Source organism: Bradyrhizobium sp. INPA03-11B, assembly GCF_040446015.1.
Lineage (GTDB): Bacteria > Pseudomonadota > Alphaproteobacteria > Rhizobiales > Xanthobacteraceae > Bradyrhizobium > Bradyrhizobium macuxiense_A.
The window spans coordinates 36839-61849 of sequence record NZ_JASGSR010000010.1; the positions used below are offsets into that span (position 1 = coordinate 36839).

Consider the following 25011-nt stretch of genomic DNA (forward strand, 5'->3'; position numbering starts at 1 on the left):
CCGGGTTCGCTTCGCGCCCCGGAATGACAGCAGCTTGATCTACGGCGTCAGCACCGCGCGGCCGACCAGCTGACCCTTCTGCAGATTGGTCAGCGCCTCGTTGGCCTTCGCCAGTGGCATCGGCGTCACCGGGATCGCCGGGATCTTCTTCTCGCGCACCAGGTCGAGCAGCTCCTGCGTCTCGCGCAGATTGCCGACATAGCTGCCCTGGATGGTGACCGCCTTGATCGGGATCAGCGGCAGTGCCCAGGTCGCGCCGCCGCCGAACAGGCCGACGATCACGAGCTTGCCGCCCTTGGTCAGGCAGTCGAAGCCGAGCTGCGAGGTTTGGGCGTTGCCGACCAGGTCGATCGCGGCGCGGATCGGCTGGCCGGCCTTCTTGATGAGCTGCTCCAGCGCGTCGGGCGCTTTGCCGTCGACGGTTGCGAGCGCACCGGCGGCTTCGGCCGCCTCGCGCTTCCGGGCGTCGATGTCGACCACGATCGCCCCCTTGCCGCCCATCGCCTTCAACAGCGAGAGCGCCATCAGGCCGAGGCCGCCGGCGCCGAAGATCACGATCGGCGTGTCGAGATCCTTCTCGACCTTCTTCAGCGCGCTGTAGGTTGTGACGCCAGAGCAGGCGTAGGGCGCGGCGGTGACCGGATCGAGCCCCTTGAGGTTGAGCAGGTATTTCGGATGCGGCACCGTCATGTGATCGGCGTAACCGCCGTCGCAATAGACGCCGAGCGCATTCGGCTTGATCGCACACATGTTCTCGTCGCCGCCGAGACAGGTCGGGCATTTGCCGCAGCCGAGCCAGGGATAGGCCAGCGTGACGTCGCCGGCCTTGAGGCCGCCCTTGTCGGCGTCCTTGACGTCGGGCCCGAAGGCCACGATTTCGCCGACCGTCTCATGGCCCATCGTGCGCGGCAGCGAGACGCCGCGATCCTTCAGCGACAGCGGCTTGCGGCCATGGCCGAGATCGTAGCCGCCCTCCCAGATGTGCAGGTCGCTGTGGCAGACGCCGGCGGCCTTGACCTTGATCAGCACCTGCGTACCCGACGGCTGCGGTGTCGGCTGATCGACTTCTTTCAATGGGGCGTTGAAATCGACGACCTGGAAACTCTTCATCGCTGTTCTCCCGAAGCTTGTTGTTGCGGCGGACCTTGCCACGCCTGTCCGCCCGGGACAAACGCTCATGACCCCATTTTCGAGCGAGCGGCCATGCAGCCCGCTCGACGGTCAAGGCGTCACTATTCAGATCAGTGGATGATGGCAAGCCGCGAACTGGCCGGTCGCGACCAGACGCAGTTCCGGCACCTCGCTGGCGCAGCGCGCATCGGCCCGCGGGCAGCGGGTGCGGAAGCGGCAGCCGGAGGGCGGTGCGATCGGCGACGGCGGCTCACCGACCGGGACGCTCTGGGTCGGGCGGACATCCGGATCGGGCACCGGGATCGCCTCGATCAGCAGCGCGGTATAAGGATGCGCCGGCCGCGCAAACAGCTGCTCCGACGGACCGACCTCGCAGAGCCGGCCGAGATACATCACCGCGACACGATCTGAGACCGCCTTCACCACCGCGAGGTCGTGGGCGATGAACAGCAGGGTCAGGCCGTAGCGCGCCTTCATCTCCTCCAGCAGATTGAGGATCTGCGCGCGAATTGAAACGTCGAGCGCGGACACCGGCTCGTCACAGATCACGAATTCCGGATTGAGCACCAGCGAGCGGGCGATGCAGATGCGCTGGCATTGCCCGCCGGAGAACTCATGCGGCAGCCGTCCGCTCACAAGCGCTGGATCGAGGCCGACCGCCGACAGCACCTCGCTGACACGCCGCTTGCGTTCCTCGGGATCCTTGACGCCAGCGATCACCAGCGGCTCGGCGACGATGTCGCCGATCCGCCGCCGCGGATTGAGCGAGGCAATCGGGTCCTGGAAGATCAGCTGCACCCGCCGCCGCATCTGGCGCAGCGCCTCGCCCTTCAGGGCGGTGAGATCGTGCCCGTCGAACAGCACCTTGCCGGAGACCGCCTGGCGCAATTGCAGCACGGCGCGGCCGAGCGTAGACTTGCCGCAGCCGGATTCGCCGACCAACCCCAGCGTCTCGCCACGCGCGATTTCGAGGCTGACGTCGGAGACGGCATGGATGGTCTTGCCTCCCACCGAATATTCGACGACGAGGTTTTCCACCTTCATCAGCGGATTGGCTGCGGCCTGCAGCATCATGCGCCGACCCTCGCGGCAATCGGATGGAAGCAGGCGTAGAGATGCTCAGGCGTCTCGGCCGAGCAGAGCTGCGGCTTCTCGGAGGCGCAGCGCCCGGCCGAATACCGGCAGCGCGGCGAGAACGAGCAGCCCTTGAGCGGCCGGGTCGGATCGGGCGGTCGTCCCGAAATCGCCGGCAGCGGCGTATGCGGCGCGACGTCGAGCTTCGGCAGCGCGGCGAGCAGCGCCTCGGTGTAGGGCATCCGCATCTGCTTGAACAAGGCAGGCGTCGGCGCGCGCTCGACGACGCGCCCGGCATACATCACCGCGACCTCGTCGGTGCGGCCGGCAACCACGCCGAGGTCATGGGTGATGATGATCATCGCCATGTGGCGGCGCTGCTGCTCGCGCGCCAGCAGATCGAGGATCTGCGCCTGGATCGTGACGTCGAGCGCGGTGGTCGGCTCGTCGGCGATCAGCAGCTTCGGCTCGCAGGACAGCGCCACCGCGATCGCGACGCGCTGGCGCATGCCGCCGGAAAGCTGGTGCGGGTATTGCGCCAGGCGCTGCTCCGGCGCGGGAATGCCGACCGCCGCCAGCAGTTCGATGCTGCGCCGCCTGGCCTCGGCAAGATCGAGCTCGAGGTGCTCCTGGATGGTCTCGATCAACTGGGTGCCGATGGTCAGCACCGGATTGAGCGAGGTCATGGGATCCTGGAACACGACCGCAAGCGAGCGGCCGCGCAGCTTGCGCAATTTCTCCGCCGACAACGTTGTGAGATCCTGTCCGTCGAACATCACGCGGCCGGATAGCTTTGCCTTCTTGGGCAACAGTTGCAGGACGGCGCGCGACAGCATGGTCTTGCCGCAGCCGGATTCGCCGACAATGCCGAGCGTCCTGCCGGCGCCGACGGCGAGATCGACATGATCCACCGCACGCAGGTTGCCGCGCGGCGTCGGCAGGTCGACGACCGCGTTCTCGACCGACAGCAGCGCACTGCTCATAGCGCACCTTGCCTGGGGTCGGTCAGCGCGCGCATGGTGTCGCCGATCAGGTTGAACGCGAGCACGGTCAGGAACATCGCGGCCGCCGGAATGAAGGCGAGGCGCGGCGCTACGTCGAGGCTCTCCCGCCCCTCCCCGATCATGCTGCCCCAGCTCGAGATCGGCGGCGGCACGCCGAGGCCGAGGAAGGACAGCGATCCTTCGACCACGATCGTGACGGCGACGCCGAGCAGGAAGAAGGCAAGCAGCGGCAGCAGCACATTGGGTAGCAGCTCACGCAACAGAATCCGGGTATGCGTGGCGCCGAGCGCCTGTGCCGCGATGACGAATTCGCGCCGCGCCAGCGTCAGCGTCGCCGCCCGCGCCACCCGCATGAAGGCCGGAATGCCGAGCACGCCAAGGATGCAGGTCAAATTGAAGATCGACTGGCCGAGATAGGCGGTGACCGCCAGCGCCAGGATCAGCGGCGGGAATGCCAGTAGCACGTCCATGCCGCCGACCACGATGGACTCGAAGCGGCCGCGGAAATAGCCGGCGAGCATGCCGAGCGCGCCGCCGATCGTGACCCCGATCATCGGCGCGCAGAGGCCGACGATCAGCGAGATCCGCGCGCCATAGATCAGCCGCGACAGCTCGTCACGGCCGAGACCGTCGGTGCCGAGCCAATGCTCGGTGGAGAACGGCGCGCGCCGCTCCAGCATGTCCATATCGGTCGGGCTCGGCAGCGGCAACAGGTCGGCAAGGATCGCGACCGCAACTACCACGACTGTCCATCCGACCGCGAACCAGAACAGCGTGCCAAGGCGGCGCTTGCGCCGCGCCGGTGCGGCACTGCTCTCGTCGAGGCTGAGCTCAAGCGTGGCCATGGCGGATCCTCGGATCGAGTAAGGCGTAGAGCAGATCGACGATGAAGTTCATGATGACGAAGCCCGCGCCGACCAGCAGCACCACGCCCTGCAGGATGATGAGGTCGCGGGTCAGGATCGCTCCGACCAGGAGACGGCCGATGCCGGGCAACGCGAAGATCGTCTCGACGATCACGGCGCCGCCGATCAGGCGGCCGATATTGATGCCGGTGATGGTGACGAGCGTCAGCGACGACGGCTTCAGCGCATGCACGAACAGGATGCGCGACGGCTTCAGGCCCTTTGCCTTGGCGAGGGCGATATAATCCTCCTGGAGTGCAGCGATCATGTCGGAGCGCAGCACGCGCATGATGCCCGGCCATTCCGCAAGCCCGAGCGTCAACGCCGGCAGCACCATGAAGCGCAGATTGGCAACCGGATCCTCGGTGAACGGCACATAGCCGGTCGCCGGCAGCCAGCGCAGCTCGACCGCAAACAGGTAGATCAGGAGGATCGCGGACAGGAAGGTCGGCACCGAGAGCATGCCGAACGCCGATCCGGTCATGAGGCGGTCGAATGCACTGCCGGCCTTGGCCGCGCAGGCGATCGCGAGCGGCACGCCGATCGCAAGCCCGATCAACTCGGCCAGGATCATCAGTTCGAACGAGATCGGGACGCGTTCGCTGACAGCCTGCAGCACGGTCTGCCCGGTGCGGAAGGATCGTCCGAAGTCACCCTGCAGGATGTGCCAGAGCCAGCCGAGATAGCGCAGCCAGATCGGCTGATCGAGCCCCAGATCGTGACGCAGCGCCGCGACATTCTCCGGCGTCGCCTGGTCGCCGAGGATCACGTAAGCGAGATCGCCGGGCAACAGCGAGGCGATCACGAAAGTCAGGACCGAAACCGCGATCAGCACCGGCACCAGGTACAGGAGCCGGCGCGCGACGAAGAACAGCATGAAAGGCTATTCCTTCCAGGCGTAGGAGACGTCGAGCACCCCGTTGAACATCTTTGGCACGCCCTTCACCTTCACGCTCGACATTGCGTAGTAGGTGTTCTGGAAGGTCCAGAACCAGATCGCCTCCTTGTTGATCAGGCGACTGATCGCGCAATAATCGTCGGTACGCTGGGCGACGTCGGCGGTGGTCCTTGCATGCTCCAGCAGCCGGTCGAGCTCCGGATTGGAATAGTTCGCCAGCGCCACCGGACTGCCGGTGTGGAAATTGGCGTACATCTGCGGATCGGGATCGGCGAGATCGACGATGCGCCACGGTGTGAGCTGGAACTGGCGCATGAAGGCGCGCGGCGGAATGGTCGCCTGATCGACCTGCTCGATCTCCATATTGGCGCCGATGCGCTTCCAGAATTGTTGCAACACCTGACCGCCGGTGCGACCGCGCGGCGTCGCCGTGACCAGCATCTTGAACTCGACCGGCTTGCCGTAGTCCTTGATCAACGCCTTGGCCTTCTCGACATCGTAGGGCAACGCGCCGTCGTCCTTGCACTTTACCCAGGAACCGTCGCCATAGGGATTGCTGGCCGGCCGCGCCAGACCATTGGTGATCGCTTGCGACATCTTCTGGCGGTCGAGCGCCATCACCAGCGCCTGGCGCACGCGCACGTCGTCGAAAGGTGGGACCTTGGTGTTGAAGGCGGCAACTGCGGCCCCCGAGCCCTGATAGGTATGCACGGTCAGACTCGGGTCCTTGCGCGCCTTGATAATGTTGTCGGCGTCGGCCTCGTCGTCCCAGATGACGTCGGCCTCGCCGGATTGCAGCGAGGCGAAGCGCGACTGCGCATCTGGCAGCGGCTTCAGGATGATGCGATCGAGATAGGGCTTGCCCTTGTCCCAGTAGTCCGGGTTCTTCTCCAGCACCATGCGGTCGCCGGCGGTCCAGGATTTCAGGATATAGGGACCGGTGCCGATCGGGTTGCGGTTGTAGTCGTCCCCCTTGGTCTTCCACGCCGTCGGCGACTGCATCACGTTATTGGAGCTCTGGATCGACTGGGTCGCCGGAAAGTTCACCGACGGGTCGCTGAAATTGTAGCGCGCGGTGAGATCATCGATGACGTCCACGCTCTTGATGCTGGTAATGTAGAACGCACAGCGACACTTGTTGGCCGGATCCTTCTGGCGGTCGAAGTTCTCCTTCACCGCCTGCGCGTTGAACGGCGTGCCGTCGTGGAATTTGACGCCGGGCCGCAGCTTGATAGTCCAGGTCTTGAAGTCTTCGGAATGCTCCCAGGACAGCGCGAGCTTCGGCTTCGGCTCGCCTTTCTCGTCGAGCGTCATCAGCGTGTCGAAGATCGCGGCCGCCGCGGTGTTGGCCGAGGTGTCGTAGACGCCGACCTTGAGCGGATCGAAGCCCGGAATGTCCAGCTCCTGGCCGACGGTCAGCGTACCGCCCTGCTTTTGCGCATGGGCCGGTGCAGCAAATGCCGCTGCACCAAATCCCGCCACAAGAAATATGCGCGCAACCGCATGCGCGCGCCCGACCAGCGTCATCAATGCTCCCTCCCAGATGGGTGACGTCCGGTGTTCCGGATCGTCGTATGTCGGGCGGCAGATTGTCCGGAATCGCCGCGCGCGACAAGACCGTAAAACGGATGAAAAGCCGCAGGGGGATCACGATACGATCTCATGAGATCGCATCGTGATCACATCTTCTCGTTTGAGTATGATCCTTCGGAAGACCGGTTTCCACTTTACGCGAACGCGGCCTTCCAGGTCCGGACCATGCTCTAATTGCGCGCGGTCTTTGCCGGTTGCGCTGCGAAGCCAGCGATCTGATCGTCGGAGAGGCCGATCTCCTTCAGATAGGACAGCGTGTGCTCGCCGAGCGTCGACATCCGCTTCCGGGCACCGATCGTTGCGCCGGACATCCGGAACGGCAGGTTGAGCACCTTGAAGCTGCCGCCGCCGTCCGCGACCTCGGCCAGTGCACCGCGATGGGCGATTTGCGGATCGGCAAGCGCCTCCCGCACGGTGCGATAGGCCGACGACGGCACGCCATATTCATTGAGCGCGGCGAGGCAGTCCTGCGTGCTGACCGCGCGCGACCACGCCTCGACGCCCTCCATCAGGCCTGCCCAGTTGTCCCGCCGATCGGAGTATTTGGCGAAGCGCGGATCGGACACCCATTCGGGACGGCCGATCACCTGCATCAGGTTCTGGAACGTCTTCTCGCTGGCGATTGCCACCATCACGTAACCATCGGTGGTTTCGATCGGCCCGAACATCGGGCGCTGGGTTTGCTTCACCTCGAATTGCGACCACTGCAACTCATTCAGGGTCAGGCTCAGCATCGATTCCAGCATCGAGACGTCGATATGCTGGCCCTTGCCGCTGGCACTGCGCTGATAGAGCGCGGCCGAGATCGCGCCGAAGGCGTAGACGCCGGTCAGCACATCGGCGTGATAGATGCCGCAATAGTCCGGCCGGCTGCGGCCCGGCTGGTAGGCGAGATGCGCCATCTCGTAGCCCGAGGCGGCATGGATCACCGGCGCATAGGCGGGCAATTCCGCCGACGGCCCGGTCTGGCCGTAGCCGGAGATCGAGCAGAAGATCAGCTTCGGATTGATGTCGCGGATCGAGGCATAGTCGAGCTTCAGCCGGCGCATCACCCCGGGGCGGAAATTCTCGACCAGCACGTCGGCGGTCGCGATCAGCCGGCGCACGGCCTCAATGCCGGCCGGCGACTTCAGGTCGAGCACCAGACTGTTCTTGCCGATATTGAGCTGGCCGAACGCCGTCGAGCAATTGTTGCGCAGCGGCGGCCGCGTCCGCATCGTCTCGCCCTCGGCCGGCTCGATCTTGATCACCTCCGCGCCCATGTCGGCGAGCATCCGCGTGCAATGAGGTCCGGCGATCGTGGTCGAAAAATCGAGCACGCGAAGGCCGTCAAAGCTCCGTGTCAAATTCCCCTCATCGTCAGCGGCTATTGTCGTGGGCAAGGCTTCCTCCAGCGTCGTCTTTGTTTGGCGTCGCGCGACCCTAAAGTGAGCTGACCCGACAGGAAAGCGTCTCGTCCAGACCGGGAGCGCGGGCCGTCTTGCATTTTACTCAAAGGCAGATTGGACCCGATCTTGCATAGCCTTGTCATGGGCTGGAACGAGGGCGCTTGTTGAAGGTCTTATTCGTCACGACGGAGATGGACGATTTTGTCCGCGTGGGCGGGCTCGGTGCCGTTTCCGCAGCACTTCCCCGGGCGCTCCGCCCCTGGAGCGACGTCAGGATCATGCTTCCCGGCTATCGGGATGTGGTCGAGCAGTTCACTCATATTGAAATCGTTGGACAATGCGCAGGCCTTGCGGAGATGCCGGCCTGCGCGCTCGGGCGCGCATCGACCAGGGACGGGCTGCCGGTCTACGTGCTGCTGTGTCCAGAGCTCTACGACCGGCCGGGCAATCCCTACGGCGATGAGTCCGGCCGCGACTGGCCCGACAACGACATCCGGTTCGGCCGCTTTGCCTCCGCCGCTGCCGAACTTGCAGCCGGAACGCTGGACAGGAATTGGGCAGCGGACCTCGTTCACGCCAACGACTGGCAGGCCGCGCTCACGCCCGCCTATCTCGCCTGGCGTCAGCTGCGGATTCCGTCGATCCTGACCATCCACAATCTCGCCTATCAGGGCCTGTTTCCGCGGGACTCGCTGCGGCGGATCGGCGCACCGGAAAGCTCATTCCACATCGACGGGCTGGAGTTCTACGACAAGCTCTCCTTCCTCAAGGGCGGACTCGTCTACGCTTCGCATCTGACCACGGTCAGCGCGACCTATGCGAAGGAGATCACGACCGCCGAGCTCGGCTGCGGGCTGGAGGGGCTGCTACGCGTCCGCTCCGACGCCGCAGAGCTGACCGGCATCCTGAACGGCATCGACGAGAGCTGGGACCCGCGCCATTGCGCGCAGCTCGCGCAGCCGTTCGGCGCGGGCGACTGGAAGGGCAAGCAGGCCAACGCCGACTATGTCCGCCGGCAGTTCGGACTTGCGGTCTCGCGCGGGCCGATCTTCGGCCTGGTCGCGCGGCTGGTGCATCAGAAGGGCGTCGACCTCGTGCTGTCGGCCGCGGACGAGATCATCAGGGACGGCGGGCAGATCGTCGTCACCGGCAGCGGCGAGCCCGCGATCGAGGACGCCCTGGTCGCCGCCCACCGGCGCCGGCCCGACGCGATCGGCGTCATCATCGGCTTCAACGACGCCCAGGCCCGCCGTATCTTCGCTGGCAGCGATTTCACCCTGATGCCGTCACGCTTCGAGCCCTGCGGTCTCAGCCAGATGTATGCGCAGCGCTTCGGCTCGCTGCCGATCGGGCACCAGACCGGCGGGCTTGCGGAAACCATCGCCGACGGCGAGACCGGCTTCCTGTTCGCGCAGCCGTCCGCGGAATCCTTCCTCGGCGGCGTCAGGCGCGCCTTCGACGCCTACCGCGCCAAGGATCGCCTCAATGCCATGCGCGCCAGCGCGATGGCCAAGTCCTACAGCTGGGACCTGTCGGCCGCCTGCTACAGCGCGCTCTACAAGCGGCTGGTGATGCCGCCGGCGGCCGCGTAGGCAGCCCGCCTCGCAGGCTTGCGACGCCTGGTTGCTCTGGGATCCCAGAGCACCAGTAACAATCGGGTCATTGCAACGAACCTTTCAGGCAGTCACGTCGCCCCACGACTGGACGACGACGCATGCGTGAAATTGCGAATGATGAACTTTTGGCCAAACGCGATTGCGATGGAGGAACATCATGGACGTCAACGAGGAGCGTCTTAATTCATTCATGGGAAAGATGATTGGCGATGTCGGCGCGGCGATGAACGCCTCGCTGATGCTGCTGGGCGACAAGCTTGGGCTCTACAAGGCTCTCGCGCAGCAAGGACCGATGGACGCCGCGGCCCTTGCCAAGGCAACAGGAACAGCCGGGCGCTACGTTCAGGAATGGCTTTCGGCGCAAGCCGCCTCCGGCTACATCGAATACGATAGCAAGACCGGAAAATTCTCGATGCTGCCCGAGCAGGCGCTTGCGCTCGCCGACGAGGACAGTCCGGTCTTCCTCGGCGCGGTCGGAAACCTGGTCGGTGCGACCTTTCTCGACGAGCCGAAAATCACCGACGCGTTCAAGACCGGCAAGGGCGTTGGCTGGAACAAGCGCAGCGAGTGCCTGTTCTGCGGCACCGCCCGGTTCTTCCGCACCAGCTACAAGCATTATCTGGTGCAGGAATGGTTGCCGGCGCTCGAGGGCGTCGTCGAGAAGCTGAAGAAGGGCGCCGTCGTTGCCGACGTCGGTTGCGGGCACGGCGTCTCGACGCGGTTGATGGCGGAAGCGTTTCCGAAATCGACCTTCTACGGCTTCGACTATCACGACGGCTCGATCCAGACGGCGCGAATGTCCGCCAAGGAGGCGGGATTGTCGGACCGCGTCCATTTCCAGACGCACTCGGCCAAGGACTTCCCCGCCAACAACTACGACCTTGTGTGCTTCTTCGACTGTCTTCACGACATGGGCGACCCGGTCGGCGCCCTCAAGCACACCCGCTCCACCCTCGCCGACGACGGCACCTGCATGTTGATCGAGCCGTTCGCCAACGACCGGCTGGAGGATAATCTCAATCCGATCGGGCGGGTCTACTACGCCGCGTCGACGATGATCTGCACGCCGGCCTCGCTGGACCAGGAGGTCGGGCTGGCGCTCGGCGCGCAGGCTGGCGAGACCAGGTTGCGCGAGGTGGCGCGCCAGGGTGGCTTCTCACGCTTCCGCCGCGCGGCGGAAACGCCGTTCAACCTGATCCTGGAAGCTCGGCCGTAACGTCGTTGCCCGATTGGACGGCGGGTAAAACCGCCGTCCACGCCAACAATGCGGCCGACTACCAGTCCTGCGATTGCCAGTAGTACTGGCCGCCGCGACGGCGCGGATTGGCGGCCTGCGGATTGCCATAATACGGCGTGCCGTACTGGGTCGGCGCCTGAGGATTGCCGTATTGGGGATAGCCGTACTGGGTGCCCGACTGAGGATTCCAGCTGCGCTGGGAGAAGAAGCCGAAACCGTCGTCGTCCCCGCTCGCAACCATGCCGTCGTCCATCATGGGCCGGGTCGGCTTGCGCGTGATGAAACCGCCCTGGGGCTGGTTGCTCAGCACAGCGACGAACTCGGTGCGATAGTTGGTCTCGGCGCTCAACGGCTCATCCGAGATGATGATCGACGAGCGCGGCACGGCGGTCGGCGCAATCCGATCCAGCACATCCTGCGGGATGGTGACGCGGTCGAGCGCGTCCTTGGCGTTGTCTCCGTCGTCGATCGTCACCTCGGTCCAGCGCAGGCCGGCGTCGTTGCGCGCCATTGCCGTGTAGATATGCGTGCCGATCGGCTTGTCCGAATCGCGAATGGTGACGGGAACCTCGATGCTTGAATCGAACACCTCGCCGCCATCAGCCCATGGCTTGTGGGTGTTGCGCCGCACGTAAAGCTTCTGCGTGGCGCGGCTGATGTAGACCGAGACCGGCTCCAGCGCGAGCTTCGCCTCGGTCGCCGCCTTCTGGGTATCGGTCTTCTTGGCCTCGGCCGCCTTGGCCGCGTCCTTTGCGGCCGCCGCGGCATCGAGCTTCGGCTTGGCGTCGCCCTGGGCTGCCTCGTATTGCGTGGTTGCTTCCGCCGCCTTGGCGACCGCCTTCTGCTTCAGGTCCTCGGCGCGTGCCTTGGCCTGGTCGGTCTTGGCATTGGCGAGCGTCTTGTCGGCCAACGCAACCGCAGCGTCGGCACGGGTCTTGATCTGTTGCAGTTTGCGCAGCGACGCCGGCGTGAACAGTGCTGCTTCCTTGGTCGCGGCCGCGGAGGCCTTCTTGGCCTCTTCGGCCACCTTGGCGGCATCCGCCGCCTCGCGCGAGAGCTTTTCAGCGCGCGCCGGAGCAGCTGCCATCGCCTGGGCATTCGGCACGAACAGCGCTGGATGGGTGAAATCGACCGGGGCCGCGTCGTTCGGCGCGATGATCACCCGCATCCCGATGCGCGTCTTGTCGAACAGCTTCTCGGCAAAGTCATAGGGCATGCGCACGCAGCCGTGGGAGGCGGCATATCCCGGCAGCGGCCCGCCATGGAGCGCGACGCCGTTCCAGGTGATGCGCTGCATGTTCGGCATCCAGGCATCGTCGTACATGGTTGAGTGATGGTCCTTGTCCTTCTCGACCAGCGCAAACACGCCGGCCGGCGTTTCGCGTCCCTTGACGCCGCTCGATACCGGCGCCCGGTAAATCCAGCCGTCGGCGTCGTAGAAGGTCACCTTCTGGGCGCTGATCGACACGATCGCCATGATCGGCTCGCCCGCGGCACGCGGCGCGGTCGCCTCGACCGCTGTCGCAGGACGCTGCTGCTTTGCGGCGGCGCCGCCGGTCAGTGACGCAAGTGTGACCATGGCCGCGAAAGTCACAAAGGCGGGAGGCCCCCAACGCCGCATCGCTCCGGTGATTTGCGCCGTCGTCGTACGATTTTCCATGCCATTCCTCGGTCGAAATGCCTGCCCGCGCTGCGCCGATCCGTACCAGATCACGATTTTGGATTGATTAATCCAGGGGACTACCAGCTCGTTCCAGCAGCAAATCACTCATATATGACGGCGCATCCATGAGGAAGGGCGCCGGGAGCCAAACCTGCCTGCGTCATGCCGTCCGCCGCGTCTCCGGCATCACCAGCCAGATCACGAACAGCCCGAGCGCGGCGACGCCGGCGAGGCCCATGAAGGCGGTGCTGCTGCCGAGCTTGTCACTGACATAGCCGGCCAGCACGGTGCTGAGCGACGCGCCGATGCCGACGGCGGTTCCGACAATGCCCTGCGCCAGGTTGAAATGGCCGCTGCCGAACGCCACGTCGGCCACGATCAGCGGCACCATGACGCTGAAGATCGCCGCGGTGATGCCGTCGAAGATCTGCACCAGGACCAGCAGATAGGGATCGCGCACCGTCGCGAACAACAGGCCGCGGATCACCAGCGAGGCGAACGCGATCAGCAGCAGCGGCCGCCGGCCCCAGGCCTGGGCCTTGCGGCCGACCGACGGCGAACACAACGCGACGATCGCCTGCGGCACGATGATGCAGGCCGCGATCAGGACCGGCGCCCATTGGCTCGACCGCGTCGTCACCACGCCCGCCATCAGCGGCAGCATCGCGGCATTGGCGAGCTGGAACAGCATCATCGCGCCGGCGAAGATCAGCAGCGGCCGCTGCCGCACCAGACTGAACACGCTGGTGGCGCGCTTGTCGGGAACCTCGCGTTTCACTTCGCCATGGGCCTGCGCGATGTCGATCTCGCGCTCGCGGATCCGCGCCAGAGACAACAGCGTCGGGATCGCCAGGATGAAGGTGACGAGGAACACCGAGCGGCTCGACAGCAGGTAGCCGCAGGCGCCCATCAGCGCCGCAGCCGAGCCGCTGCCGAGCGAGGCAAACCGCGCATTGCGGCCGAGCCGCTCGCCAATCGCCCGCGGCCCGACCAGGCCGAGGCTGATCGCAGCGATCGCAGGTCCCAGCACGCAGCTTGCGAGCGCGTGCAGCGTCGCGGCCAGTGTCACCACGGGAAAGATCGGCCACAGCGCGTAGGCCAGCGCGGCTGATCCGATCGCGGCCACCGCGCAGCCCGCGACGATGCGCTCCGAGCGCGCCGCATCGACGATCGCCCCGCCGGGCATCTGGCCCAGCAGGCCGATGATGCCGCCGATCGAGAGCACGAAGCCGATCTCGACCTGGGTCCATTTCTGGGTCGTCAGATAGACCGCGATGAATGGGCCGAACCCGGTCTGCACGTCGGCCAGGAAGAAGATGAACCAGTCGAGCCCACGCTGGCTTTCGCGCGACGGCGCGTGGGGCGGCTCCGGACTGGGCTGATCGGGGGTCATCGACACAATATTGGTGCCGCCGGCAGATCGCTCGCCACGATCGTCGCCAACCGTCTCGAAGGAAGGGTTCGGACGCGCGACCAGCTTTTGCCCCCCTAATGCTCGTAGTCCCATGGATGGAGATTGCCGGCCGCGCCCAGCACGATCAGCGGCGTATCTTCCTTGTATTCCGGCGCAGCGCTCACCTGCTGCTTGTTGAGGTCCAGCGTGATGCTGTCGCTCTTGCTGGAAACGCCGGCAAACCGCAGCGCGTTCCAGTCGACCACGATCTTGCGGCTGCCGACGCCGAGAAAGCCGCCGAAATCGATCACCGCGGCGCGCACCTTGCCGTCGCGGTCGACGATGACGTCGACGATGCGGCCCATGTCCTCATTGGCGGAACTGCGAACGTCGCGCCCGAGAATGCCGTGCGCATCGCGCGCCCCGATCACGGTCACCGACGGCGGTGGTGACGGCTCCTTGGAGGATTCCTTGGCCGGCTCCTTCGGAGCAGCCTGGGCCGCCGGCGGTGCGGGCGTTGCGGCTGGTGGTTCCTTCGCTGCCGCCGGGGACGATGGTGTGGGCGACGGCGTTGCGTCGTCGGCAGCACGGACACCAGCGCATGTCAGCAGCGCCGCTGCTACCAGTATAACCATGACCCTCGGACGCATGTTACTCTCTCCCCACGATTTCCCTGGCGCGCGCATGCCGCGCGACGACGCTCCACGCCGCGCGACGACACCAGAGCCGCGCGACGACACTCAATGCGTCAGCACGATCGACACCTGGATCTGGCCGCGCGTGCGCAACACTTCGAGTGACACCTCGTCGCCATGGCGGCGCAGCCGCAGATCGACGCTGGATGCGCCGAGCCTGAGATCGCGCAGCACGACGTCGTTGAGGAATTCCGGCAGGCACGGATCGCGCAAGCGGATCTCGCCGCGCGCGGTGTCGAACTCCAGCCCGAGCGCGGCCTCCAGCAGCGTGAACGGCGTCGCGCTCGCCCAGGCCTGCGGTGCACAGGCCACCGGATAGAGTACCGGACCGCGCCGGCGCTCGCGGCGGAAGCCGCAGAACAGCTCCGGCAGCCGCCTCAGCTCCATATAGCTCGCGGCGTCGAACAGGCCCTTGAACAGATGCGCGACCGAATGCTTGAGGCCGTAGTGCGCAAGACCGAGCGCGATCAGCGCATTGTCATGCGGCCAGATCGAACCGTCGTGATAGGACATCGGGTTGTAGCGCGCCTCACCGACGGCGACGGTGCGGATGCCCCACCCGGAGAAGAATTTCTGGCTCATCAGATCGGCAGCGACCCGTCGCGCGCGATCTTCCCGCACCATGCCGGAAAACAGCGTCTGTCCGGCATTGGACGTGCGCACCTTGCACGGCTGCTTGGCGCCGTCGAGTGCGACCGCGTAGGTGCCGAGCTCCTCACACCAGAATGCCGCCTCGAAGCGCGCGCGCAGCCGCTCGGCCTCGGCATCGAGCTTGGCGGCCTTGTCCGCAAAGCCGAGCTGGCGCGCGGCACGCGCGGCAAGCTGCTTGCCGGCGAACACATAGCCCTGCACTTCCGCCAGCGCGATACTGCCCTCGGCGAGCGTGCCGTCGGCATGGAAGATGGCGTCAAAGGAGTCCTTCCAGCCTTGATTGCGGAGGCCCTCCTCGGTCGCGCGCTGGTACTCGACGAAACCATCGCGATCGGGATCGCCCGGACCGTCGATCCACTGCAAGCCGGCCTCCACCGCGGGCCACAGCTCGCGCAACGTCTCCACGTCGCCGGTGCGCTCCAGATAGAGCCCGGCGAGCAGCACAAACAGCGGCGTCGAATCGACGCTGCCGTAGTAATGCGCGAACGGCACCTCGCGCAGCGCGGCCATCTCGCCGCCGCGCATCTCGTGCAGGATCTTGCCCGGCGCGGCATCGGCCAGCGGATCGACCGCCTTGGCCTGGAACAGCGCCAGCCGCTTCAGCACGCCCTTGGCTATCCGCGGATCGACCCACAGCATCTGCAGCGCCGTGATCAGCCCGTCACGGCCGAACGTCGTCGAGTACCAGGGAATGCCGGCATAGGGGTAACGGCCCTGCGGCGTCTCCGTCATCAGCATGTTGAGGTCGGCCATCGCCTGGCACAGCACCTCGTTGAAGATGTTGTTCGAGGTCTCGATCGAGGCCGCGCCGGCCGACGAATTCCGCATCTCGCGGCGATGCGCCAGGAGCCCGCGGAAGAACGGCACCGGCTTCTGCATGATTGGCTTGTTGCAGGACACCGCGACGAACAGCGAGGTGACCTGCGCGGGCTCGAGATCGAAATGATAGGTCGCGGCGTTGACCGACAGCCGGGTCGGCCGCGGATCGAAATGCAGCGCGGTGATTCGCGTCTGCTCGTCGAGGCCGCAATATTCCAGCACGACGTCGGTCGGGCCGAGCAGCTTGCTCGAGCCGATGCCGCGCCGCGGCCGCCGCTCGCCGCGTACCTCGAACAGATCGGCAAAGTCATTGTCGAACAGCAGCGTGAGATCGAAGCTCGCGGCACGATCGCCGTGATTCTGCAGGCCGATCCGCTGATAGGCGGTGCCGCGCCACAGGAAGATCGAGCGCACGATGTGCAGCGTGTCCTTCGGCAGGGTCAGGCGGCGGTCGCGATAGACGTCGGAATTGGTGAGATCGACCGTCAGCGCCGAATTGTCGTCGCGCATGTTGGAGCCGAGCAGCAACGGCTGCACGTCTTCCAGCACCATTTCCAGCCGCGCGAGGTAGCGCGTGTCGGCGTTGAACAGGCCATCGGGCCCGCCGGCCGAGGCGCCGATGTCGCCATGGCTGTCGAGCACGATGAAGGTGTCGTCATGCTTGAGCGAGCGCCGCGGCCGCGCCGCGGGCCCGGTCATCGGAATGTAGAACGGCGATTCGGCGACACGCTCTGTGATGCGAGCAGTGATGATCTGCGTAACGACGTCAGCTGCCATCTGAACCTCTGGCGACTTTGCCTAGCTCAAGTCTCGACTCTCGGTTCGAACGAACGCACCGGAACACAAGAACACGCTTGATGGCGCGGGGTCAGGCCGCGCTGGTGGAGAGGCGGCCCATCTCGCGCGCCACGAGGTCGCGATAGGGGCCTCTTCCCTTCACCAGGATATCGGGCGGGCCGTCCTCGACGATCCGGCCGCCCTGCAGCACGACCACGCGATCGAAGCTGCGCAGCGTCGCGAGGCGGTGCGCGATCGCCACCACGGTACGCCCGCGCATCAGGCGCGACAACGCCTCGCGGATCGCCTCCTCGGACTCGGCATCGAGCGCCGCGGTGGCCTCGTCGAGCAGCAGGATCGGCGCGTCCTTCAGGAACGCGCGCGCGATCGCGATGCGCTGGCGCTGGCCGCCCGAGACCTTGACGCCGCGGTCGCCGACGATGGTGTTCATGCCCTCGGGCAGGCTTTCGATGAAGTCGCAGCGCGCCGCGATCGCCGCCCGCAGCACCTCGTCGTCGGTGGCGTCCGGGCGGCCGTAGCGGATGTTCTCGAGGATCGAGCGGTGGAACAGCGAGATGTCCTGCGGCACCACCGAGATCGCCGCGCGCAGGCTCAATTGGGTGACGCGCGAGATGTCCTGGCCATCGACCGTGATGTTGCCCTGCTCGACATCGTAGAAGCGCTGCAGAAGGGTAAACAGTGTTGACTTGCCGCCGCCGGACTGGCCGACCAGGCCGACCCGCTGGCCGGGCTGGATGCGCAGGCTGAAGCGCTCGAACACCTGCAAGCCACCGGGATAGCGGAACGAGACGTTGTTGAAGGCGATCGCCGCACCGCTCTTCACCAGCACCTCGGCTTCCGGGTGGTCCTTCAGCTCGTGCGGCTGCAACAGCGTCGCCAGCGCCTCGGTCAGGCGCGCGACATGCTGGGTGACGTCGACCAGCGCGACGGCAAGATCGCGGGTAGCGGACAGGATCGAGATGCCGAGCGTGCAGACCAGCACGACGTCGCCGGTGGTGGCCTGGCCCTGCTGCCAGAGCGAGAGCGCCCAGGCCAGCATCGCGATGGTCAGGATCACGGTCACAGCGGCGTGAACAAGGCGGAGCTTTTCGAGATAGCGCAGCGAACGGCCGCGCGCGACGAGTTCCCGATTCACCGTCGCGTCGAAGCGGTCGTGCTCGTAGCCGAGGCCGCAGAACGCGCGCACCAGCGGCAGGTTATTGATGACGTCGACCATTTCGCCGTCGACCGCGGCCGCCCGGTTGGCGAAATCGTCATGCAGCGGCCTGCCTGCGGCGGCCATGCGGAACATCGCCACCACCATGGTTCCCGCAATCAGGATCAGCACTGCTGACATTGTCACGCTGACGGTTCCAACCAGGGTGATCGCCGCGAAGGTCGCGATGCAGGGCGGCAACACGTTCCATACGAACATGTTCTCGACGGTGAACACAGCGTTCGACGTCGCGGTGATCCGGCTGGTCAGCATGCCCGGCAACCGGTCCGTGAAATAGCTCGGCGCGTGGCCGGTGAGATGGCGGAACATGTCGCGGCGGAGGTCGCCGCTGACGCTGACAAAGGTGTAGCTCGCGGTCCAGCTCGCGATCCGCCACATGAAGTTGTCGGCTGCGATCAGCGACATGAGCAGAGCGAATGCCAGCCATACGCCACTCGCGGCCGAGGGCCCCGCCGACAGCGCGTCGACCAGATTCTTCACCCCGTACTGCGTGCCTACCGAGCAGGCAACCGCTGCGACGACGGCCGACAAAATCACAACATGCGACGGAAGCCGCCGGCGCAGATAGCGCAGCACAAAGGGGAACGGGCGATGCGCGTATCCTGACAGATGGTCCATGACGTCCTGCAAAACCTGTTGAAGGTGAACGAGAAAATTTTAGTCGAAGCTCTCGTGCACGATGACGTGAAGGGCGGCGGCGGGATTCCTTGATGCAGCCATCAGTGCGCAACAATTTTGCAACGCTGGCGTCGGCAAAAACGTGTTGGAGCGTGATGGCATCAGCAAGACCACAGTGTGATGGAAGAAAGAAGCGGCAGATCTCCCGCACTTAAGGAACCACGCAGGTGCGAGAACGTTCCCGTCTTTGGCATGTCGGTGCCATCAGAGGGCTGAGGGTAGTTCATTCCACATCACAAACAGGAGACGGAGAAATGCGCATCGCGCAGGTTGCCCCGCTGACGGAGGCTGTTCCCCCCAAGCTCTACGGCGGCACCGAACGGGTCGTGCACTGGCTGACCGAAGAACTTGTAACACTTGGACATGACGTGACGTTGTTCGCCAGTGGCGATTCACAGACCTCCGCGAAGCTCGACGCGACCTGGCCGAAGGCACTGCGGCTCGACGGCTCCGTCCGCGACCCCAATGCGCTGCACATGGTGATGCTGGAGCGGGTCCGGCAGAAAGCCGACGACGAGGAATTCGACTTCCTGCACTGCCATCTCGACTATTACCCATGGTCGCTGTTCGCGCGGCAGCCGACGCCGTTCGTGACCACGCTGCACGGCCGGCTCGACCTGCCGGAGCATCAGCCCGTCTTCAACACCTTCTCCAAGATCCCGGTGATCTCGATCTCCAATGCCCAGCGGCGGCCGGTGCCGCAGGCACACTGGGTGCGCACCATCCATCACGGCCTGCCGGAGAATCTGCTGACGCCGCAACCGGCCAGGCAATCCTATCTCGCGGTGCTCGGACGCATCGCGCCGGAGAAGGGCGTCGATCGCGCGATCAAGATCGCAACCCGCTGCGGCATTCCGCTGAAGATCGCAGCCAAGGTCGATCGCGCCGACCAGGAATATTACGACGAGTTGATCAAGCCGCTGATCACGAACAATCCGCTGGTCGAGTTCATCGGCGAGATCAGCGACCGCGAGAAGCCGGATTTTCTCAGCGGCGCGATCGGGCTCCTGGTTCCAATCGACTGGCCGGAGCCGTTCGGCCTCGTGATGATCGAGGCGATGGCCTGCGGCACGCCCGTCATCGCGTATAACCGCGGTTCGGTGCCGGAGATCATCGAGGATGGCCTGACCGGCTTCATCGTCGAGGACGAGATCAGCGCGATCTCCTCCGTCGGCCGTCTGTCGACGCTCAACCGCGACGCGATCCGCAAGCAGTTCGAGACCCGCTTCACCGCACGCCGGATGGCGCTCGACTATCTCGCCGCCTATCGCAGCCTGATGGAAGCCAAGCCACGCTTCAAGCTGGTGGCGAGCGCGGAATAGAAGTTGCAGCGGCCGATCGAATGATCCGGCGGGCCGGCCGGCACGGTCCGTGCCGGTTCGTCGGGTCATTCGATTGTCAATAATACCGTCGTGTCTGGCGGCGGCTCTCACGCTACGAAGCTGCCCGCATGCGCGCGTCGCACGATTGTTGCGACGCACCAGTTGCAATTCGTTTCCTGATGAGCCCGGCCGATATCGCCTTTGCGATTGCCGAATTACGTGCTCTTATGCGCCCCGCTTGAGCAAAAAATAATAAGCGAGCGGACGGAGCAACCGGGCCGTGGTCGCACAGGGGGAACGCCATGACAGGGGACCGCAAGCCGCCGGCCATTAATAATGCCGCACCGAACCAAGCCTCACGGACCAAACTGAACCGCCGCAAGTTCCTGGCCAAGACCGGCGGCGTCCTCGCAGCCGGCGCATTCGGCGCGGTCCCGCTGCGCGGCTGGGCCGCCGACCCGATCAATATCGGCGCGCTCTATCCGACCACCGGCAGCATGGCGCAGATCGGCACCGGCTGCGTTGCGGCAGCCAAGCTCGCCGTCGACATGGTCAACGAGGCCGGCGGCATCAAGTCGCTCGGCGGCGCCAAGCTCAACCTCATCGTCTCCGATGTGCAGAGCGACACCACGGTGACGCGCACCGAGACCGACCGCCTGATCACCGGCAACAAGCTGTCGGCGATCCACGGCTGCTACGCCAGCGCGCTGACCTTGATCGCGAGCGAGGTCTGCGAGCGCGCTCACGTTCCGATCATCACCGGATCGAGCTCCGACCAGCTCAACAAGGGACGCAGCTACACCTTCACGCCGTTCGCGCGCGCCTCGCAATTCGCCAAGGCGCAGCTGCAGATGGCCAAGCTCGTCAGCGATCAGGCCAAGGTCGCCGTCATCTTCGAGAACACCGCGTTCGGCACCTCGACCTCGAACGGGCTGAAGGAGCTGGCGCCGGGCGAAGGCGTCGAGATCGTGATGTTCGAGCCCTACTCGGCCGGCTTCACCGATGCCAGCCCGCTGATCAACAAGGTCAAGGCCTCCGGCGCCAATACGCTGTTCTCGCTGTCCTACCTCAACGACCTCATCCTGATCGTGCGCACCGTGAAGCAGGTCGGGCTCGACATCGCGATCAATGGCGGCTCGGGCGGTTTCGTGATGCCGGATTTCTACAAGAATGTCGGCAAGGCGGCCGAAGGCCTGCAGGGCGTCGCGCACTGGAACCACGACGTCAACGCGGACGCCCAGAAGGTCAACGCCGAGTTCAAGAAGCGCACCGGCGAATTCGCCTTCGAATATGCCGGCGGCCTGGTCGCGCAGACCTTCATGCTGGCCGATGCGCTGGAGCGCGCCGCCTCTGCCGATCCGAAGAAGGTGCGCGAAGCGCTCTCGACGCTCGACGTCTCCTCCGGCTATGCGGCGATGGCGCCGGGCGGCAAGGTGAAGTTCGGGCCTGACGGCAAGAACGTCTATGGCCGTCCGGTCGGCGTGCAGTGGCAGAACGCCGACCTCGCCAGCATCTTCCCCAAGGAAGACGCCCGCGCCCCGTTGATGAAGACCTGAACCGCGGTCGCATCGCATGTGGGAGACACTGGCCCAGGCTGTGATCAACGGCCTGCTCATCGGCGGCATCTACGCGCTTGTCAGCATCGGAGTCACGCTGATCTTCGGCGTGGTCAAGATCGTCAATTTCGCTCAAGGCGAGTTCGTGATGATCGGGATGTACATCTCGTTCTTCCTCGCCACCCAGTTCGGCATCGATCCGCTGGTCTCGCTTGTTGTCTCGATGCCGGTGCTGTTCCTTGCCGGCGTCCTGATCCAGCATTTCCTGATCCGCAGGGTGCTCGGGCCGAACGACATGCCGCAGATCTTCCTGACCTTCGCGCTGTCGCTCTTGCTGCTCAATCTCTCGCTGATGCTGTTCAGCGCCAATTACCGCACCGTCCATACCTCTTATTCGGATGAAGCGTGGCACATCGGCGGACTGTACATCCCGGTGGCGAAGCTGATCGCCTTCGCGGTCGCGATGGCGCTGAGCGGCCTGCTCTGGGTGTTCCTGCACACCACCGATCTCGGCCGCGCCATGCGCGCTGCGTCGCAGAACCGCGACGTCGCGATGCTGATGGGGATCAATCCGAACCGCGTGTTCGCGGTGGCGTTCGGCACCGCGCTGGCGCTCGCGGGCGCCGCCGGCTCGCTCTTGATGCCGTTCTATTCGGCCTATCCGTTCGTCGGCCAGGTGTTCGTGCTGATGGCGTTCGTCGCCGTCGTCATGGGCACGCTCGGCAATGTGATGGGCGCGCTAGTCGCGAGCCTGATGATGGGCATCGCGGAATCGCTCGGCATCCAGTTCGTCGGCGCCGATTCCGGCCTGATCGTGGTGTTCGGGCTGCTGCTGCTGACGCTCGCCTTCAGGCCGAGCGGTCTCGGCGCCAGAAGAGGCCGCTGATGCAGACCTCAGGCAAAATGAAATGGCTGTGGCTCGTGATCGGGGCGGTCGTGATGCTCGCTCTGCCGCAGCTCGTCACCTCGTCCTTCGCGATCGACATCTTCATCCGCATCCTCTTGTTCTCCTTCATCGGCGTCGCCTGGAACCTGATGGGCGGCTATGCCAAGCAGCTGTCGCTCGGGCACGCCGCCTATTTCGGGCTCGGCGCCTACACCTCGACCATCATGCAGGTGAACTACGGCATCTCGCCCTGGATCGGGATGGTCGCCGGCGGCGTGGTCGCGATGCTGGCGAGCCTGCCGATCGGCTGGCTCTGCTTCCGCCTGCGCGGCCCCTATTTCACCATCGCGACGATCGCGACCGCCCAGGTGCTGATGCTGATCTTCCTCAAATTCCGCGATTTCGCCTGGGGCGCGGAAGGCACCACGATCCCGAATCTCGGCAGCGCGCCGCTGATGATGCAGTTCGAGGAGAAGTCGTCCTATTACTATGTCGTGCTCGGACTGCTCGCGCTCGGGCTATGGATCACCCACAGGATCGAAAAATCCTGGATGGGCTACTACCTCGTCGCGATCGGTGAGGATGAAGATGCCGCCGAAGCAGTCGGCGTCAACGCCCCCAAGATCAAGCGCGACATCTACATGATCAGCGCGTTCCTGACCGCGCTCGCCGGCACCTTCTACACCCAGTACATCTACTTCATCGATCCGGCGACCGCGTTCAGCTTCAACGTCTCGATCGAGGCGGCGCTGGTGTCGATCGTCGGCGGCATCGGCACGCTTTGGGGTCCGGTGATCGGCACCGTGTTGCTGGAGACCACCTCGGCGCTGCTACAAAGCTGGCTCGGCAGCTCGGTGGGCGGCATCCAGCTCACGGTGTACAGCCTGATCCTGATGGCTGTCATCCTGTGGCGGCCGACCGGGCTGATCGGGTTCGCGAGCGACGTCTATCACCGTTACATCCGGCGCAAGCCGGCGCGCGCCTGAGGTCGACCCGATGGCAGAAGCACTGGTCGTCAAGGGTCTCAGCAAGCGCTTCGGCGGCCTGCGCGCCGTGCAGGACGTCAGCTTCACCGTGCAGGAGAACGAGACGGTCGCGCTGATCGGGCCGAACGGCGCCGGCAAGACCACGAGCTTTCATTTGATCACCGGATTTCACCGGCCGGACTCCGGCTCGGTGATCGCCTTCGGTCATGAGGTCGTGGGCCTCAAGCCGCACGATGTCTGTGCGCTCGGCATGGCCCGCACCTTCCAGGTGGCCAAGCCGTTCGGCGCAATGACCGTGCTCGCCAATGTGATGACCGGCGCCTTCCTGCGCGACCGTCACATTGCCGCGGCACGCAGCAAGGCGCTCGAGGCGATCGAGTTCGTCGGCCTCGGTGCCAAGGAGCAGACGCGCGCCCGCGACCTCACCACCATCGACCAGCGCCGCCTCGAGATGGCCCGCGCGCTGGCGACGCAACCGAGGATCCTGTTGCTCGACGAGGTGATGGCCGGGCTCAATCCGGCCGAGATCGACCAGGCGGTGGCGCTGGTGAAGAAGCTTTCCGCCAGCGGCCTGACCATCGTGATCGTCGAGCATGTGATGCGCGCGATCATGGCGGTGGCGCGCCACATCGTGGTGCTGGACCACGGCCAGAAGATCGCCGAGGGCGCGCCGAAGGAGATCGTGGAGAATCCGGAGGTGATCCGCGCCTATCTCGGCTCCTACGTGCATCCGCCGGCGCCGGGAGACGCCCATGCTTGAGCTCTCCCGCGTCAGCGCCAGCTACGGTTCGGTCCCTGCCATCACTGATGTCAGCATCTCGATTGGCGAGGGCGAAGCCGTCGGCCTGCTAGGCGCCAACGGCGCCGGCAAGAGCACGACGCTGCGCGCGGTCTCCGGCCTCGTCAAACTGTTCGGAGGCAAGGTCACCTTCGACGGCGTCGACCTTGCGACGCTGCCGCCGTACCGGATCCCCGAGCTCGGCATCGCGCATGTCCCCGAAGGCCGCCAGGTATTCCCCGACATGACGGTGCAGGAGAATCTCGAGATCGGCGCCTATACACCGAAGGCCAAGGCGGATCGCGGACGCACGATGGAGCTCGTCTACAGCATCTTCCCTCGCCTCGCCGACCGCAGGAAGCAGCTCGCCGGCACCATGAGCGGCGGCGAGCAGCAGATGGTCGCAGTCGGCCGCGGGCTGATGCTGAAGCCGCGCCTTTTGATGCTGGACGAACCCTCACTTGGCCTCGCGCCCGTGATGACCGACGTGACCTTCGAGAAGATCGGCGAGATCCACAAGATGGGCACCGCGATCCTCCTGGTCGAGCAGAATGTCAGCCGCGCGCTGTCACTGGTGCAGCGCGCCTATGTCCTGGAAAGCGGCAATGTGATCATGCAGGGCACCAGCGCCGAGCTCGCCAACAACAAGCAGGTGCAGGCGGCATATCTCGGGATTTGAAGCGGCAATCGGCGACCTTCGCCGTCATTGCGAGCGAAGCGAAGC

The 25011-nt window shown here is 65.4% G+C and carries 20 protein-coding genes; 8 read left to right on the top strand and 12 right to left on the bottom strand.

Features of this window, described 5'->3' with window-relative positions; genetic code table 11:
* Positions 1-39: 39 nt before the first annotated feature.
* The 7 genes from QMZ05_RS06180 to QMZ05_RS06210 form a co-directional block, all read right to left on the bottom strand.
* Complete coding sequence (locus QMZ05_RS06180) at positions 40-1110, bottom strand: alcohol dehydrogenase (protein ID WP_353699984.1); 1071 nt, start codon at positions 1108-1110, stop codon at positions 40-42.
* Between the two features lie 126 nt (positions 1111-1236).
* On the bottom strand, positions 1237-2205 hold the full coding sequence (locus QMZ05_RS06185; protein WP_353699985.1) for an oligopeptide/dipeptide ABC transporter ATP-binding protein: 969 nt from the start codon (positions 2203-2205) through the stop codon (positions 1237-1239).
* Positions 2202-3188, bottom strand: a complete 987-nt coding sequence (locus QMZ05_RS06190) for an ABC transporter ATP-binding protein (protein ID WP_353699986.1) — start codon at positions 3186-3188, stop codon at positions 2202-2204. The genes QMZ05_RS06185 and QMZ05_RS06190 overlap by 4 nt, the downstream gene beginning before the upstream one ends.
* Positions 3185-4054 carry an ABC transporter permease gene (locus QMZ05_RS06195; RefSeq protein ID WP_353699987.1) on the bottom strand — a complete coding sequence of 290 codons (870 nt, stop codon included), beginning with the start codon at positions 4052-4054 and terminating at the stop codon, positions 3185-3187. Before QMZ05_RS06195 ends, QMZ05_RS06190 begins: the two co-directional genes overlap by 4 nt.
* A complete protein-coding gene (locus tag QMZ05_RS06200) occupies positions 4041-4991 on the bottom strand; it encodes an ABC transporter permease (protein ID WP_050629654.1) in 951 nt (316 codons plus the stop codon). Before QMZ05_RS06200 ends, QMZ05_RS06195 begins: the two co-directional genes overlap by 14 nt.
* 6 nt (positions 4992-4997) lie before the next feature.
* Positions 4998-6539 carry an ABC transporter substrate-binding protein gene (locus tag QMZ05_RS06205; RefSeq protein ID WP_353699988.1) on the bottom strand — a complete coding sequence of 514 codons (1542 nt, stop codon included), beginning with the start codon at positions 6537-6539 and terminating at the stop codon, positions 4998-5000.
* A 236-nt stretch (positions 6540-6775) separates the two neighbouring features.
* Positions 6776-7951, bottom strand: a complete 1176-nt coding sequence (locus tag QMZ05_RS06210; RefSeq protein ID WP_353699989.1) for a CoA transferase — start codon at positions 7949-7951, stop codon at positions 6776-6778.
* Between the two features lie 206 nt (positions 7952-8157).
* On the opposite strand from QMZ05_RS06210, the gene glgA reads away from it, so the two are divergent.
* Together glgA and QMZ05_RS06220 are read left to right on the top strand one after the other, a co-directional pair.
* Positions 8158-9585 (top strand): glycogen synthase GlgA, encoded by a 1428-nt coding sequence (gene glgA / locus QMZ05_RS06215; RefSeq protein WP_353699990.1) that lies wholly within the window; start codon positions 8158-8160, stop codon positions 9583-9585.
* A 181-nt stretch (positions 9586-9766) separates the two neighbouring features.
* A complete protein-coding gene (locus tag QMZ05_RS06220) occupies positions 9767-10825 on the top strand; it encodes a class I SAM-dependent methyltransferase (protein WP_353699991.1) in 1059 nt (352 codons plus the stop codon).
* 58 nt (positions 10826-10883) lie between these two features.
* Here QMZ05_RS06220 and QMZ05_RS06225 read toward each other — a convergent pair whose 3' ends face one another.
* The 5 genes from QMZ05_RS06225 to QMZ05_RS06245 form a co-directional block, all read right to left on the bottom strand.
* Positions 10884-12506, bottom strand: coding sequence for a L,D-transpeptidase (locus tag QMZ05_RS06225; RefSeq protein WP_353699992.1), 1623 nt, complete (start codon positions 12504-12506; stop codon positions 10884-10886).
* Positions 12507-12669: 163 nt separating this feature from the next.
* Entirely contained in the window at positions 12670-13902 is a 1233-nt protein-coding gene (locus tag QMZ05_RS06230) for an MFS transporter (RefSeq protein WP_353699993.1), read from the bottom strand.
* A gap of 95 nt (positions 13903-13997) precedes the next feature.
* The gene (locus tag QMZ05_RS06235; RefSeq protein WP_353699994.1) at positions 13998-14552 is read right to left on the bottom strand and encodes a PRC-barrel domain-containing protein; all 555 of its coding nucleotides are present in this window, start codon (positions 14550-14552) and stop codon (positions 13998-14000) included.
* Positions 14553-14642: 90 nt separating this feature from the next.
* A complete protein-coding gene (locus QMZ05_RS06240; RefSeq protein ID WP_353699995.1) occupies positions 14643-16844 on the bottom strand; it encodes an amylo-alpha-1,6-glucosidase in 2202 nt (733 codons plus the stop codon).
* Positions 16845-16935: 91 nt separating this feature from the next.
* Positions 16936-18699: an ABC transporter ATP-binding protein gene (locus QMZ05_RS06245; protein ID WP_353699996.1), complete on the bottom strand. Its 1764-nt coding sequence runs from the start codon at positions 18697-18699 to the stop codon at positions 16936-16938.
* Positions 18700-19013: 314 nt separating this feature from the next.
* Here QMZ05_RS06245 and QMZ05_RS06250 point away from each other — a divergent pair, with 314 nt between their 5' ends.
* The 6 genes from QMZ05_RS06250 (at position 19014) to QMZ05_RS06275 (ending at position 24966) form a co-directional block, all read left to right on the top strand.
* A complete protein-coding gene (locus QMZ05_RS06250) occupies positions 19014-20081 on the top strand; it encodes a glycosyltransferase family 4 protein (protein WP_050423402.1) in 1068 nt (355 codons plus the stop codon).
* A gap of 302 nt (positions 20082-20383) precedes the next feature.
* Positions 20384-21637, top strand: a complete 1254-nt coding sequence (locus tag QMZ05_RS06255) for an ABC transporter substrate-binding protein (RefSeq protein WP_353699997.1) — start codon at positions 20384-20386, stop codon at positions 21635-21637.
* A 16-nt stretch (positions 21638-21653) separates the two neighbouring features.
* Entirely contained in the window at positions 21654-22523 is an 870-nt protein-coding gene (locus QMZ05_RS06260; protein ID WP_353699998.1) for a branched-chain amino acid ABC transporter permease, read from the top strand.
* Positions 22523-23509: a branched-chain amino acid ABC transporter permease gene (locus tag QMZ05_RS06265; protein ID WP_353699999.1), complete on the top strand. Its 987-nt coding sequence runs from the start codon at positions 22523-22525 to the stop codon at positions 23507-23509. The genes QMZ05_RS06260 and QMZ05_RS06265 overlap by 1 nt, the downstream gene beginning before the upstream one ends.
* Positions 23510-23519: 10 nt before the next feature.
* Positions 23520-24269 (top strand): ABC transporter ATP-binding protein, encoded by a 750-nt coding sequence (locus tag QMZ05_RS06270; protein ID WP_353700000.1) that lies wholly within the window; start codon positions 23520-23522, stop codon positions 24267-24269.
* Positions 24262-24966, top strand: a complete 705-nt coding sequence (locus QMZ05_RS06275; protein ID WP_353700001.1) for an ABC transporter ATP-binding protein — start codon at positions 24262-24264, stop codon at positions 24964-24966. Before QMZ05_RS06270 ends, QMZ05_RS06275 begins: the two co-directional genes overlap by 8 nt.
* The last annotated feature ends 45 nt before the right edge of the window (positions 24967-25011 follow it).

Bases quoted from the DNA above. Each gene is read 5' to 3' on its own strand.
- QMZ05_RS06180 (WP_353699984.1), bottom strand. From the start codon at position 1,110: ATGAAGAGTTTCCAGGTCGTCGATTTCAACGCCCCATTGAAAGAAGTC.
- QMZ05_RS06185 (WP_353699985.1), bottom strand. From the start codon at position 2,205: ATGATGCTGCAGGCCGCAGCCAATCCGCTGATGAAGGTGGAAAACCTC.
- QMZ05_RS06190 (WP_353699986.1), bottom strand. From the start codon at position 3,188: ATGAGCAGTGCGCTGCTGTCGGTCGAGAACGCGGTCGTCGACCTGCCG.
- QMZ05_RS06195 (WP_353699987.1), bottom strand. From the start codon at position 4,054: ATGGCCACGCTTGAGCTCAGCCTCGACGAGAGCAGTGCCGCACCGGCG.
- QMZ05_RS06200 (WP_050629654.1), bottom strand. From the start codon at position 4,991: ATGCTGTTCTTCGTCGCGCGCCGGCTCCTGTACCTGGTGCCGGTGCTG.
- QMZ05_RS06205 (WP_353699988.1), bottom strand. From the start codon at position 6,539: ATGACGCTGGTCGGGCGCGCGCATGCGGTTGCGCGCATATTTCTTGTG.
- QMZ05_RS06220 (WP_353699991.1), top strand. From the start codon at position 9,767: ATGGACGTCAACGAGGAGCGTCTTAATTCATTCATGGGAAAGATGATT.
- QMZ05_RS06225 (WP_353699992.1), bottom strand. From the start codon at position 12,506: ATGGAAAATCGTACGACGACGGCGCAAATCACCGGAGCGATGCGGCGT.
- QMZ05_RS06230 (WP_353699993.1), bottom strand. From the start codon at position 13,902: ATGACCCCCGATCAGCCCAGTCCGGAGCCGCCCCACGCGCCGTCGCGC.
- QMZ05_RS06235 (WP_353699994.1), bottom strand. From the start codon at position 14,552: ATGCGTCCGAGGGTCATGGTTATACTGGTAGCAGCGGCGCTGCTGACA.
- QMZ05_RS06240 (WP_353699995.1), bottom strand. From the start codon at position 16,844: ATGGCAGCTGACGTCGTTACGCAGATCATCACTGCTCGCATCACAGAG.
- QMZ05_RS06245 (WP_353699996.1), bottom strand. From the start codon at position 18,699: ATGGACCATCTGTCAGGATACGCGCATCGCCCGTTCCCCTTTGTGCTG.
- QMZ05_RS06250 (WP_050423402.1), top strand. From the start codon at position 19,014: ATGCGCATCGCGCAGGTTGCCCCGCTGACGGAGGCTGTTCCCCCCAAG.
- QMZ05_RS06255 (WP_353699997.1), top strand. From the start codon at position 20,384: ATGACAGGGGACCGCAAGCCGCCGGCCATTAATAATGCCGCACCGAAC.
- QMZ05_RS06260 (WP_353699998.1), top strand. From the start codon at position 21,654: ATGTGGGAGACACTGGCCCAGGCTGTGATCAACGGCCTGCTCATCGGC.
- QMZ05_RS06265 (WP_353699999.1), top strand. From the start codon at position 22,523: ATGCAGACCTCAGGCAAAATGAAATGGCTGTGGCTCGTGATCGGGGCG.
- QMZ05_RS06270 (WP_353700000.1), top strand. From the start codon at position 23,520: ATGGCAGAAGCACTGGTCGTCAAGGGTCTCAGCAAGCGCTTCGGCGGC.
- QMZ05_RS06275 (WP_353700001.1), top strand. From the start codon at position 24,262: ATGCTTGAGCTCTCCCGCGTCAGCGCCAGCTACGGTTCGGTCCCTGCC.